Below are 13,156 nucleotides of genomic sequence, written 5' to 3' on the forward strand. Positions count from 1 at the left end.
ATCAGGGTAGTTTCGCGAGCGTTTGTTCAATAGAAGCAACCGCCTTTTCCAGTTCTATATCCAGTTGCTGCAACTGCTCCTTTGTAGCTCCCTGGCTTTCCGTTTCGAGGATCACTTTTTCGAGGTCCTTCAACCCGGCATAAGTAGTAACGCTCTTCATACTATGGCAGATCTGTGCAATGCGCTTTTCATTGCCGGTCATATCACTGTCTTGCAGTTCCTGACGGGCTGCTTTACAGTCTTCCAGCAATAATTCAAGCGTTTCCCGGAGTACAGGATCGCTGTCGTCTTTACTTCCCAGGTACCCCATCAGCACCGTGATATCCAGTGGCTGAGGCGAAGGGGTTTCTGGTTCCCCGGGTGTTTTTTCGTGGTTCTTATTGACCCACTTGTTTACCATCTTCAGGATATCTTCTTCCAGGAAAGGTTTGGTAAGGAAGTCGTCCATCCCTGCTTCCAGGCATCTTTCCCGCTCTCCTTTCGTATTACCCGCGGTAAGTGCAATGATTGGAGTAGCCCTGTCAGGATATAACTCCCGGATGCGGCGGGTGGCGTCATACCCGTTCATATCCGGCATCTGTATATCCATGAACACCAGGTCGGGTTGTTCTTTCGTGAAAAGAGATACGGCTTCCACGCCTGTTTTAGCTTCCAGGATAGCTGATTGCGGCAACGACCTGGCGATAATGGTTTTGATCAGCAGCATGTTAACGCTGTTGTCTTCTGCCAGCAAAACCTTCAATAACCTTTGTTCCGGGCCCCATGCCTGTTGGTCGGCAGACTCCTCTCTATCGTTCTTAGCGCCTGTAGTACAGAGGCGCGCCAACGCATGATAGAGTTCCTGCATTTTAACGGGTTTTACCAGGCGTTGTTCTACCTGCAATTCTTCACAGGCCCGGATAACCGTTTCGTCGTCGGAGGAGCTGTAAAGGAAGATCACGGGTATGCTGATACCGGTCTGGGATGTCATCTGCCTCATCTTCCTCAATGTTTCCAGTCCATCCATTACCGGCATATGGTAGTCCATGAGGATAGCATCGAAAACCCTGCCTTCCATCAGCATTTGCAACGCTTCGAAACCGTTCCTGGCCATATCCACCTCGATATTCTTCAACATCAGCATCTGCCGGATAATAATGCGGTTATGTTCATTATCGTCTGTGATCAGCACGCGTTTGACGGCTTCTATATTATCCCAGTTCAGCGGCGGGCCATCGGCTGTTTCCAGGTTTATTTCAAAGAAGAAAGTGCTGCCAGCTCCCAGTTCACTGTCGAGCTGCAAACGGCTGTTCATCAATGCGAGCAGTTTATTGGAGATAGTAAGCCCCAACCCGGTACCTCCGTATCTTTTGGTAATGGAGAGATCTTCCTGGGAGAAGGCCTCAAATATCTTTCCCTGTCGTTCCGGCCTGATACCGATACCCGTATCTCTTACTTCAAACCGGATAGTCCGGAAGTTATCGGCAGTTGCGGCGGAGACAGGATATATCTTCAACCCCACCTCTCCTTTTTCTGTGAATTTAACTGCGTTGGAAAGCAGGTTAACCAGTATCTGTTTAAGACGCAACTGGTCGGCGCATATAAAGCGAGGCAATTCCGGAGAGATGTCATAGATCATTTCCAGTCCTTTGCTCTGGGCCTGAAATTTCACCATGTCGCTCACCTGGCTGCTCATTTCATAAATATCTGTTTTCTGTATATCCAGTTCCAGTTTTCCGGCTTCGATCTTGGAGAAGTCGAGAATATCGTTGATGATATTCAGCAGGGTACCGGCGCTTTGATTAACGATAGACAGGTATTGGTGCTGTATTTCGCTCAGACGGGTTTTTAGCACCAGGTCTGTAAACCCGATGATACCGTTTAAAGGAGTTCTGATCTCGTGGCTCATATTGGCCAGGAATTCGGACTTTGCGATACTGGCTTGTTCTGCCAGCAGCTTAGCCTGGCGGAGTTCTTCCTGGCGAAGTGCATTCTCTGTAATATCTTCCAGGAGAATAGTGATCCCTCCTATTCTGCCTCCGGCGAGATACCAGGGCCTGATCTCCCATCGCAGGTGCTGATCGCGGGTCCATCCCGGCGGGCGCCAGATAAATTCTTCATTCTTTTCTATCCTGCCGGCCAGGGTGTTGCGGTATACCTGTTTAAACTCCGACGGTACTTCAGGCAGGAACTCCTGGACATTCTTACCATATAACTGATCGCTGTCCAGGCCTGTTTGCTCCTTCCATGCATCACTGAAGGCAATGATACGCAGTTCCCTGTCGAGCATTACTACGGCCGCCGGCGTTTGTTGAACGAAGGCAGACAGCTTCGACTTTTCTTCCTGCAACTGCTGCTCCGCTCTTTTTCGTTTACTGATATCTGTTGCAATATGCAGGTACCCGGTCAGTTCATTATCTACGTTCCTGATTGCGGAAATGGCTACAGATACGTTCACACTGGAACCATCTTTCCGGATGTAGGTCCACTCCTGTTGCGAGGCATCCATTTCCTGCGCGGCTTCCAGTGCAAAAACTTCCGGGATGCTTACGCCATAGGCCATTGCTCTTTCTTCGAGTTCAAAAGGATCATGAATGGTGACAGGAGTATGTTTGCCCACCACTTCCCTGGAGTTGTAGCCCAGCATCAATTCAGCGCCCTTGTTAAAAAGAGTGATGGTACCGTCGAGCCCTGTAGCTATGATACTAACGTGAATGGCTGATTGCAGCAGGTCTTCCAATAGTTTCCTGGAACGCTGTATCTCCTCTTCCAGGCGTTTTTGCCTGTCGATATCCTGGAACGTTCCGAATAGCCGTACACATTTTCCATCTTTAACAACCGGGCTTCCGATGACGCGTATCCAGGTTTCGATGCCCCGCGCAGTGACAATCTCCAGTTCCAGGTCGTAAGGTATATGTTGGTTAATGGCCCGCTCTACAGCCGCTTCCAGAATCCGGCGGCTGGCAGGTTTATAAAAGCCCATGGCTTTGTCCAATTCCGGTACAAAGCCATCCGGTACGTCATGAATGCTGCAGGTTACATCCGACCAGTAAATCTTCTGTTTAACAATATCATATTGCCAGAACCCGATCCTGGCCACACTGTTGGTTTGTTCCAACATCTGGGTAGTCCATTTCAGGTCTTTTTCCAATGCATGGCGTTCGGTTATATCCAACGCATTGGCAATTACATAAGGGTTGCCTTCTATCGAGTATTCGAGCACGTTATTATACAGCCAGATCCGTACGCTGCCATCCCTGTGGCGTGTGTGCATGAGACCAGATACTTCCTTATCCCTTTCGATGGCTGCCAGGTATTCGAATACGCCGGCGCCAAATTTTTCCGGTACAATGTCCCACAGGGTACTTCCTATCAGTTCTTCAGGTTTATATCCCAGGCTTTCGGCGCTGGCCAGGTTCACTGCCAGCAGCTTTCCATTCAGGTCGTGCATACACATCATGCCGCGGGAGTTATTGAAAAATATCCTGAACTGGTGCTCGTTTTCCTGCAACTGCCGCTCTTTTTCCATTACCTGGCTAATGTCGCGGCCAATGGCAAAAATATCGCCCGAGGCGGCATCCGGCGACGCCATCCATTGCAGGTAGATATAATTCCCCGAGCTGCTGCGCATCCGATTGATAAAATTTACCGTGTCACGACCCTCGTTTAGCCCTTGAAGTTGTTGGGCAGAACTTTCAACATCCTGCGGATGCAGTATTTCAAAAACAGATCTGCCAATCAATTCATCCTGTTTCCAGCCAAGTAATTTTGAAAATGCGGGGTTTACAGCTTTCAGGCTACCATCTCCGCCAACCAGGCAGAGAAGGTCATTTGCCAGCAAGAAAAATTTGTGGAAGTAGTCCAAATTGTCTCCATCCCGAGGAACAGATTGGTTTACCATAGAATTCGACCGGTTAATACTCCAAGGTACGAAAACTAACGCATAGTATTTTTACATTTGCATTTGGCGTAGGTTTAATACAACACAACAATCAACACACAATGTTCTGCGAAGAAAAACTGAACGAACTAAAAAAGGAATTTCCTGCAACCGATTTTAAAGACCCATTCTATGAGGGGCCGGCCATCATTGAGAAGATCATACAAAAGCTGTTTGAAAAGCGGATAACGGGCGATTTAGATCTTTTCGAAAGGATCAAAGACAAAACATTAATAAAGAAATGTACAGTCACACAACTGTTCGGGGAAGTGATCCCGGCGCTGGGAACATCGAGTAATTACTGGTTGCTGCTGTTGTCGAAATACGGCGTTCCTAACCGGGTATACGACTGTAAAAGCGTCGCTATAAGCAAGATTGCAGGGATGCTGTATCCCTTATCTTTTTCAGTTGCAGATAAAAAATATAATTGGGCAATTTGTTTTAAAGGCGAGAATAACGAAGTGGAAATTTACAAGAGTAAAAATGCAATAACTCCACTGGGTTAATCTTTAAGCCAGTTCGCTCAGGGAGCTATCCAGCCAGTACTCGTACCAATCCAGGAAACTGAGTTTCTTCTCGTTACCGAGTTCCAAGGAAGGATAGATACCGGCATCATTTCCCCGGTCATCAGACCATATATAACCGTGCCGGAGCAGATCCAGTTTTTCCTGTATCCTGTTTAGCTGTTCTGTCATAAGATCACTTGTTTAAAGTTGTTTCAAATCAAAAAGAACACCCCTTCAAACTTATGCAAATTACCGGTAACAACCATGAAAGATCAGGCGTCCAGGTTCTGCTGAATAAATTTTTCTGCATAGCTTTTTATCATACCCCTTACGGCCCGGAACTGCGCCATGATCTCCTCCTCGGTGCCGGTTGCTTTAGCAGGGTCAGGAAAATTTTCATGGAAGAGCATAGCGGAAGATGGGAAAAAAGGACATCTCTCCTTTGCATTATCACATACCGTGATCACATAATCAAATGGTATCCTGCTGTATTCAGCAATATTGTTGGAAGTATGCTTTGAGATATCAATACCATCTTCTGCCATTGTAGCTATAGCACGGGGATTAACGCCATGCGTTTCCACGCCTGCGCTGTAAATCTCCGCCCTGTCGCCGGCAAAATATCGTAAATAGCCTTCGGCTATCTGGCTGCGGCAACTGTTTCCTGTACAGAGTACCAAGATCTTTTTCATGTAAGAAGATATTTTAAATAAGGGATGTTTTATAATACTTGCGTTGAATGCGGTAAGCCACATTCACTAATGCAATAAGGGCAGGCACTTCTACCAGCGGGCCTATTACACCGGCAAACGCCTGGCCGGAGTCGATCCCGAACACCCCGATCGCAACGGCTATAGCCAGTTCAAAGTTATTGCCTGCAGCAGTAAAAGCAACGGAAGCGCTCTTCGAATAATCTGCGCCAGCCCACTTGCCCAACAGAAAGCTGACAGCGAACATAATTATAAAATACACGATCAGGGGAATGGCAATCAGCAACACATCGCCGGGGATCTGTACAATTAGATCTCCCTTCAGGCTGAACATTACCACAATAGTAAACAGCAGGGCGCATAATGTAACAGGCGATATGGCCGGTATAAACCGCTGCTGATACCAGTTCTCGCCTTTATAACGAACCAGTATAAAACGGCTTGATACGCCGGCAAGGAAAGGAATACCCAGGTAAATGCCTACACTTTTGGCAATCGCCGTCATTTGGATGTTAAGCGTTATGCTCTCCATGCCCAATTTTGCCGGCAGCCAGGTGAGGAAAAAATAAGCATACACACTGTATAATAATACCTGGAAGATACTGTTGATGGCTACAAGTCCTGCCGCATATTCCCTGTTCCCTCCTGCAAGGTCGTTCCATACTATTACCATGGCAATACACCTGGCCAGGCCTATCAGGATCAAACCTGTCATATACCCCGGGTAGTTATGCAGGAAAACGACAGCCAGCAAAAACATCAGCAGCGGTCCGATCACCCAGTTCAGCAACAACGACAGCAACAACACCCGTTTATTCTTAAACACGGCAGGTATATTCTCATATTTAACCTTTGCCAACGGCGGATACAACATAAGAATGAGCCCTACGGCGATAGGGATATTCGTTGCGCCGCTGTTAAAGCGGTTGATCAGCGCCGGGGCGGCCGGAACAAAGTAACCAATACCGATCCCGATGGCCATTGCGAGGAATATCCAGATAGTCAGGTACCTGTCCAGGAAACCTAAAACCGGACGGGCAACAGGCGCACAATTTCTCATTATTATTCGTTTGTTTTAATTGCCAGCCTAAGCAGGTCAGCTTGCCCGGGCGATCGTAATATTACGATCGCCTGGAGTAAAAAAATCAACAGCACTTATCCTTCAGGTCCACATCCACAAAGAAGGCATTAAACAATGCTTTATACTGTTTCCAGACCTTTGGATTAATACAATAGCAAACACTTGCGCCTTCAATATTTCCCTGGATGATACCGGCGGTTTTCAACTCCTTCAGGTGCTGAGAAGTAGTGGCCTGGGCAAGCCCGAGTTCCTCCACCAGGTCGCCGCATACACAGGCGTTCGTTTTAACCAGGTATTGCAGGATAGCAATACGCGCCGGGTGCGCCAACGCCTTGGCCATCATTGCCAGGTCGTTCTGCTCTTTAGAAAAGAGATCTGATTTTGTAGTTCCCATAATCGCAATATTACGATAAATATTTTTCCCGCAAAAAATATTTTCTTCAAAACAGGAAGGCATTTCCTGAACGAACGAAGAAAACACTGTGTTGTATAATCTTTGCTGTTCAAAAAATGCCTTCGCTGCAATTAGGGTAACAATATACCGGCGGGGATATGTCCTTCCGCCGTCTTAAAATCAATTGACAACAGCTCCGCAATAACCGGCGCCACATCTATCAACTGCATTTCTTTTATCCTTCCTCCCTTTGCAATACCTGCTCCATAAGCAATAAAGCCTGTCTGGATCTCCCTGAAGTCAGGATAATAGCCATGGGTGCCTCCTTTGGCAGTTTTCACCAGTTCGCCCTTTGCGCTGCCACTGATAGTAGTACCTGGCGCCGCAGCCAGGGCCAGTGCAGCAGCAGGATCGGCGCCCACTTCCTGCAATTGTTTTTTGGGAATGATCTTAAACAAACGACGCTGGGCCACAGGCAACCCGGCCAGCAATTTTTCAACTGCTTTCAGCGTAGCGGCATCGTTAGGATCTTTCAGGTGCAGGAAAGCCGATCCGCCTGCAGAATGGAACTGCGCTTTCCAGTCGCCTTTGCTGATATCATTCATTAACCCTGCCTTCGCCAGCAAAACATTCGGTGCAAAAGAAGTTTCGATGTTCACGAATCCATGATCTCCTGTAACAATAACGGCGGTACTGTCCTGTATTCCTGCTCTTACCAGGGCATCCAGTATGGTACCGATTGCGCGGTCTGCCCCGGCAATCGCTTTTCTCACCAGGTACCCGTCCCTTCCCTGCATATGTTCATAATGATCAGTGCAGGCAAGGTGCAGGGTCGTAAAGGCAGGCTTGTATTTCGAGATCATGTATGCTCCCATCCTGGCAACGTTTTCATCCATGATCATTTCTTCTCTCACCATGCTAAAATCATCGGGCAACAGTTTGCCTGTTGCAAATTCCTGGACTTCTTTCCATAAAGCGGCAGGACTGGTCACCGCAGCAGTAGCGGCCAAACGATCATTTCCCTTTCCTATAGGCCAGATGTCGGGAATATTATAATCAACAGGCGCGTTAACCGTTACGGGCCAGATAACGTTTGCACTGGTCTTCCCCGCTGCTTTCACCGCGGTATAAAGGGTTGGTACATTGATGGATTTATAATCCCAATACCATTTGCCGCTACCGCCTGTCGGTTCGAACGGCGCATTATAATATACGCCGTGCTTTGCTGGCTTAACACCTGTAATAATAGAAGTGTGGTTAGGATATGTGACGGTAGGAAATACGCCATAGACGCCATCTGCCGCTACCCCACTATCTTTCATCTTCATTAAATTGGGCGTTCCCCAACCCTGTTCCATGTAAAAATCCGGTCTGAACCCATCAATGGTGATCAGGACAACATATTTCGCCCGCTGTGCCGATGCTGTAAAAGAGGCGGCGCAGCATAATAAAAAAAGCAGTTTCTTCATCGCTCAGTCAGTTTGCTTATTTCCAGCCTTTATTTTGTTCAAGCGCCGGGTTCAATACAGTTTCATTATACGGGATCGGGTAAACGTACTTATAGTCTTCCCATTTGCGGTCTATATTATCCAACCAGATAAGATTCCCTTTAGCGCCTCCTGATAATTTAGCCTGGTCATTATCGATAATAAAGTAATACACGCCAGGCACCTTCGTAGCAGGTGTTTGTTTAACAAAGGCAACATCCGGTTTATTATCGCCGTTCAGATCGATCAGCTGATCCATGGCCGGCACGTAAATGCCCTTATATGATTTCTCCAGTAATTTACCGGCATTCCACCTGATCAGGTCTGCAAACCGGAAACCTTCCAGCACCAGCTCTATACCCCGCTCCCTGCGTATTTCCAGGATAACAGGATCGCTGATCCCCGGGAAGTACTCCTGCTGCAGGTACGGATCTGCGGTTAGGGGCCAGTCTGTCTTTTGTATGCCCGCACGCTGGCGAAGCGGCTTAATGGTCTTGTTCCAGTCGTCGACCGATAGTTTTCCTAACTCCGCTTTCGCCTCAGCTTCATTTAACAATACTTCTGCATAACGGATCATGGGAATAGAATTCCAGTTCTCTGCCACTCCGTCTGTCGCCTTGCTATCCAGTGTAAATTTAAGCGGCTGGTAACCTGTATAGGTATACGTAAAATCCGGCGGTGCAATCACGCCCTCGCGGGTATATTTACCCATGCGGATGGTTTGCTGCAAACGTTTGTCGCGGCCCTGCACTTCCACATCAAAATGAATGGTATCGAACCCGGGTTTATCCGTAAACCGCGAGCCATCTGCATTCAGGTAAGTATCTGTAAAGGTTTTCGTAAGACTCGCACGGTTGCCATACGTAGCGCTGGTATAAAACCAGTTGGCATCATTGAACACGCGAAGCGATTTATTGCCTACATATGCCAGCATCACTTCTGTACTGTTAGCCGCCTCGCTTATAAATAAGTTGCGATACCAGGTAGCGCTGTCCCCTGCCATATTCAGTCCATACTGTCCTCCCTTGCGCACCGCTTCCGCCGCGCCGGCTGCTTCTTCCAGCCATTTCTGCGCGTCCGGCAGGTTCAGATCGGCCCTGTACTTCCTGAGCGTGCCTTCAAACAGGCAAACGCGGGATTTAAATGCCAGCGCTACTGCACGGGTGATCGTAGATGCTGTATTATCTTTTTTATCGCGGATATTGGCGCAGGCAAAGTTCAGGTCGGCCAACACGCTGTCCATAACCAACGTGCGCTTGTCCCGCGGCTTATATAGTTCCGCATCTCCTATGCCCAATGTTTTGTTGTAAAAAGGCACATCACCAAAGCGTTTTACTTTTTCGAAATAGAAATAGGCCCTGAAGAAACGCGCCAGTCCTTCGAAATGCCTGCGCGCTTCGTCCGTGATCTTTGCCTGCCCGAAATGCTCCAGGAAATAGTTCACATTCCTCAGGTCACCCCAGCTCCAGCCGCTGGAATTCACGGCAGTATAAGCATTCTCACGGATATAATTATTTACATCTTTCCCTGCTACATAATCGCTCATTACATCTCCCCTTATAATATCATTGCCCGTTGGCAGCATGTTATAAAAAGAGTTTGCATAGAGCTGCAGGTCAGCCTCTGTATTGAAAGCATTACCAGGACTGAGTTTATCGAAAGGTTTTAAGTTCAGGTCTTTATTACATGCGCAAAATGCGAGCATCAACAAAGGCAGTATCTTCTTTTTCATTCTTGCTGTTTTAAAGTCGTTAGAACGTAAGGTTTACACCGAGTGTATAAGTTTTCAGCATAGGATAGGCCATTCCCTTACCGGCATTCACGCTCAGTTCAGGGTCTGCGCCTTCGATCACTTCCGGATCAACTGTTCTCATGATCTTATACATAGGGCTCCAGGTCCAGAGGTTTTGTCCTGTGAAATATACTTTTGCGGCCTTAATGTTAGCGCGTTGCATCCATCTCGTGTGCAGGTCATACCCTATTGTCAGGTTTTTAAGGCGGATGTAGGCTGCGTTCTGTACGTATTTGGATTGCTGTACTACTAACTCGGCGTTGGAGTTAAGCGCAGTGTATCCCCTGAAACGCGGGAAATAAGCGTCGGGGTGCTCGGGCGACCAGCGGTTGTCCATGATCGCTTCTGGCATCCAGCTGTAAGGACGGTTATATTGGCCCCAGAACAGGGAGGCGTCTGTTCCCGGCCACCAGTCGCGTTTGCCGATCCCCTGGAAGAAAAAGCTCAGGAAAACATTATTCCAGGTAGCCGACCCGGTAACTCCATAAGCATAACGTGGTTCCGTATTTCCGACGATCGTACGGTCGCCGGGGTTATCCAGGGTGTTAGTACCCTGGTCGATCTTATTGTTGTGATCGAGATCCTTGAATTTGATATCTCCCGGCATCAGGATGTTAGAGTTGGATACACGAATGAACGACTGATCTACAGCATATTTCCGGATCTCGTCCTCGCTCTGGAAATAGCCGTCGTTCACAAATCCCCACATATCCCCGATGGTCATTCCTTCATAGTAGGTATCCAGTATTTTCTGCGGGTTGTTGAACTTCGTAACTGTTGATACGTAGTCGGATAGTACGCCACCAATAGTATACTGCAGCGGGTGACTTCCTACGTTAAACTGGTCGGACCAGTTCAACGACAATTCCCAGCCTTTGGTTCTCAGGTCGGCATAGTTGCCTTTGGGAATGCTGGCTCCAAACACTGCGGGAACAGGCAACCCAACGGTGAACATATTGGTAGTGTTGCGGGTATATTTATCGAAAGTGGCTTTGAAACGATTGTTCAGCAAAGCCAGGTCAACGCCGAAGTTAAGCGTGGTAGACTTTTCCCAGGTAAGGCCGTCAGGGATTACGTTAGGATTGCTGGTGTAATCAACCAGCGCACCGTTCACAATACGGGTAGTTTTCTTTACGCCCATTGTTTCAAGGAACTGGTAAGGATCTACGTTCCCGTTACCCAATGCGCCATAGGAAGCCCTGATCTTCACATCTGTGATCAGCTTGGGATCTACATGCCAGAATGCTTCCTTAGACAGTCTCCAGCCGGCGCTCATAGATGGGAAGAAGCCAAACTGCTGGTCTGACGGGAATTTGGAAGAACCGTCGTAACGGCCGTTCACTTCCAGCAGGTACCGCTCGTCGAAATTATAGTTGAAACGGAAGAAGCCTCCCATAGTCCGCCATTCATTCCCTCCTCCTGTCAGCGTATAGTTGATACCGTTCATCAGGCTGAAATCGGGCAACGATGGGTTAATCAGGCCATCGCGCTGGTAGAAACGGGATTTGAATAACTGGTATTCGTAGTTATATCCTACCAGGATTTTAAAGTAGTTTTTGCGGATGGTGTGTTCAAAGTCTGCGTAGAGGTTAGCGCCTGTGTAATTGGTTTTTCCATTGTTCTCGTTCATTTTGCTTTCACCTCTTTCCAGCATTACGCCAGGCGTTTTGCTGTAAGGTACGGGAGTATACAGGCGCTGATCTACGTTATTGGTATATGCAAAGGTAAAATCACCGTTCACATGCAATTTGTTCTGAAAGAAGGAAGTGGTGAACTTCGAGGTATTGCGGATCAGCATTTCGTTCCAGTCGGAATAGTTGTTCCCTGAAATGAAGCTGCCGAATACGATAGCCGCGTTCTCTGTTAACGTACCATCCGGGTTCCTCAACATGGCAATAGGGAATGCTTCGTCTGAGATCCTTCTCCACACCGGGGTATTGCCGGGATGGTTGAGGATAGGGAAGAAATATTTCCTCTGCGAATAGTCGAAGTTGTTTTCAATACGCAGCCATTCATAAGGCTTTACCGCACCTTTGGCGCGTACGTTATACATTTTGAACTTATCTGGATTGTAACGGAAGATACCAGCCTGGCTGTTGTAACGGCCCGACACATAATACTCGGTTTTAGCGCCGGCGCCGGATACGGTCAAAGCCTGCTCCGTAGAAGGGTTCCGGTCGGCGTACAGTTCCTTGAACCAGTCGGTATTGCCGTAATACACGTAGTTACCGGTTGCAGGGTCGATATCGTATTTAGGCAGGGAAGGATCATCGTTCCTGCGTTTCAGCTCGTCCAGGTAGTCTAACGAGAACGGGAATACGCTGTTGGCTTTCTGGGGATGCGATTTGTAATCGTTCCAGGCATTGAATGCTTCGTCGAAGTTCCTGGCCCATTCGTAACCGTTGGTAACAAATTTAGGTTTTACGGTATGGTCGTTCAGCGAAATGCTGCTGGCGAAGTTGATCTGCGCTTTATCTTTTACCGGCTGGCGGGTAGTGATCAACACTACGCCAAAGCTTCCCCGGGCGCCATAGATGGCGGCTGATGCGGCGTCTTTAAGTACGGTTACGCTTTCAATATCGTTAGGGTTGAGAAGGTTGGGATCGCCGGGCACCCCGTCTATCAACACCAGGGCCGAACCGCCGGCGCCGATACTGGTAGTGCCGCGCACATTATAGGTAGCGCCGCGGATAGGTTTACCATCGGTCATCCGGATGTTCAGGTTAGGCAATACGCCTTGCAATCCGCGGGTGGCGTTCACCATAGGGCGGTTCTCGAACACTTCCCTGCCTACCTGGTCTACGGCGCCGGTCAGGTTGATCTTTTTCTGGGTGCCATATCCAACCACCACGACTTCGGTAAGTCCTGCCGTATTTTCTTTCAGGATAACAGATATTGATTGTTCTTTAGCCGGGTCCAGGTCTGCTTTCCGCAGGGTTTGGGTAAGGTAGCCCATGGAGCTGAAGGTAAAAACATAAGGACCCGTCTGGCCTGTATAGTCAAATGTAAATACGCCACTCCCATCGGTAATGGCTACACGTTTATGGGTAGAGTCGCTTTCACTTTTCAGCTGAACGGTAACACCCGGTACAGGCATTCCTTTTTCATCTTCAATCAAACCTTTGACCCAGGTTTTCTTTTGTGCGAATGCTGAAATATGGCAGATCATCACCAGGAGGAATAGGCTCAGAAAAGCGTTCCATTTTCCGTTGATCAGGGGCAAGGCTCCGCCCTTCACTACTTTGTAGCGATGTGTCATAAGTTGAA

Annotated in this window: 9 protein-coding genes; 1 reads left to right on the forward strand and 8 read right to left on the reverse strand. The window is 48.1% G+C overall.

The genetic code is table 11. The features are described 5' to 3' along the window. Position 1 precedes the first annotated feature (1 nt). A complete protein-coding gene (locus tag BLV62_RS14500; RefSeq protein ID WP_089762677.1) occupies positions 2-3,880 on the reverse strand; it encodes a PAS domain-containing hybrid sensor histidine kinase/response regulator in 3,879 nt (1,292 codons plus the stop codon). Positions 3,881-3,981: 101 nt separating this feature from the next. Here BLV62_RS14500 and BLV62_RS14505 point away from each other — a divergent pair, with 101 nt between their 5' ends. Then, on the forward strand, positions 3,982-4,425 hold the full coding sequence (locus BLV62_RS14505; RefSeq protein ID WP_089762678.1) for a hypothetical protein: 444 nt from the start codon (positions 3,982-3,984) through the stop codon (positions 4,423-4,425). Positions 4,426-4,428: 3 nt separating this feature from the next. Here BLV62_RS14505 and BLV62_RS14510 read toward each other — a convergent pair whose 3' ends face one another. The 7 genes from BLV62_RS14510 to BLV62_RS14540 form a co-directional block, all read right to left on the reverse strand. Then, the gene (locus tag BLV62_RS14510) at positions 4,429-4,614 is read right to left on the reverse strand and encodes a hypothetical protein (protein ID WP_211117769.1); all 186 of its coding nucleotides are present in this window, start codon (positions 4,612-4,614) and stop codon (positions 4,429-4,431) included. A gap of 83 nt (positions 4,615-4,697) precedes the next feature. Next, positions 4,698-5,117, reverse strand: coding sequence for an arsenate reductase ArsC (locus BLV62_RS14515; protein ID WP_089762679.1), 420 nt, complete (start codon positions 5,115-5,117; stop codon positions 4,698-4,700). Positions 5,118-5,130: 13 nt separating this feature from the next. Continuing rightward, complete coding sequence (gene arsB / locus BLV62_RS14520) at positions 5,131-6,195, reverse strand: ACR3 family arsenite efflux transporter (RefSeq protein ID WP_139170175.1); 1,065 nt, start codon at positions 6,193-6,195, stop codon at positions 5,131-5,133. Between the two features lie 85 nt (positions 6,196-6,280). Then, entirely contained in the window at positions 6,281-6,610 is a 330-nt protein-coding gene (locus BLV62_RS14525; protein ID WP_089762754.1) for an ArsR/SmtB family transcription factor, read from the reverse strand. Positions 6,611-6,741: 131 nt separating this feature from the next. After that, complete coding sequence (locus tag BLV62_RS14530; protein WP_089762681.1) at positions 6,742-8,079, reverse strand: alkaline phosphatase family protein; 1,338 nt, start codon at positions 8,077-8,079, stop codon at positions 6,742-6,744. Positions 8,080-8,095: 16 nt separating this feature from the next. After that, positions 8,096-9,829 carry a RagB/SusD family nutrient uptake outer membrane protein gene (locus tag BLV62_RS14535; protein ID WP_089762682.1) on the reverse strand — a complete coding sequence of 578 codons (1,734 nt, stop codon included), beginning with the start codon at positions 9,827-9,829 and terminating at the stop codon, positions 8,096-8,098. Positions 9,830-9,848: 19 nt separating this feature from the next. Then, positions 9,849-13,148 carry a SusC/RagA family TonB-linked outer membrane protein gene (locus BLV62_RS14540; RefSeq protein WP_211117767.1) on the reverse strand — a complete coding sequence of 1,100 codons (3,300 nt, stop codon included), beginning with the start codon at positions 13,146-13,148 and terminating at the stop codon, positions 9,849-9,851. Between the last annotated feature and the right edge of the window lie 8 nt (positions 13,149-13,156).

It is taken from the genome of Chitinophaga terrae (ex Kim and Jung 2007) (assembly GCF_900107795.1).
GTDB lineage: Bacteria > Bacteroidota > Bacteroidia > Chitinophagales > Chitinophagaceae > Chitinophaga > Chitinophaga terrae.

What these genes read in the sequence shown, in the direction of transcription:
- BLV62_RS14535 (WP_089762682.1), bottom strand. Translation starts at nt 9,829, where the DNA reads ATGAAAAAGAAGATACTGCCTTTGTTGATGCTCGCATTTTGCGCATGT.
- BLV62_RS14515 (WP_089762679.1), bottom strand. Translation starts at nt 5,117, where the DNA reads ATGAAAAAGATCTTGGTACTCTGTACAGGAAACAGTTGCCGCAGCCAG.
- BLV62_RS14510 (WP_211117769.1), bottom strand. Translation starts at nt 4,614, where the DNA reads ATGACAGAACAGCTAAACAGGATACAGGAAAAACTGGATCTGCTCCGG.
- BLV62_RS14540 (WP_211117767.1), bottom strand. Translation starts at nt 13,148, where the DNA reads ATGACACATCGCTACAAAGTAGTGAAGGGCGGAGCCTTGCCCCTGATC.
- BLV62_RS14525 (WP_089762754.1), bottom strand. Translation starts at nt 6,610, where the DNA reads ATGGGAACTACAAAATCAGATCTCTTTTCTAAAGAGCAGAACGACCTG.
- arsB (WP_139170175.1), bottom strand. Translation starts at nt 6,195, where the DNA reads ATGAGAAATTGTGCGCCTGTTGCCCGTCCGGTTTTAGGTTTCCTGGAC.
- BLV62_RS14500 (WP_089762677.1), bottom strand. Translation starts at nt 3,880, where the DNA reads ATGGTAAACCAATCTGTTCCTCGGGATGGAGACAATTTGGACTACTTC.
- BLV62_RS14530 (WP_089762681.1), bottom strand. Translation starts at nt 8,079, where the DNA reads ATGAAGAAACTGCTTTTTTTATTATGCTGCGCCGCCTCTTTTACAGCA.
- BLV62_RS14505 (WP_089762678.1), top strand. Translation starts at nt 3,982, where the DNA reads ATGTTCTGCGAAGAAAAACTGAACGAACTAAAAAAGGAATTTCCTGCA.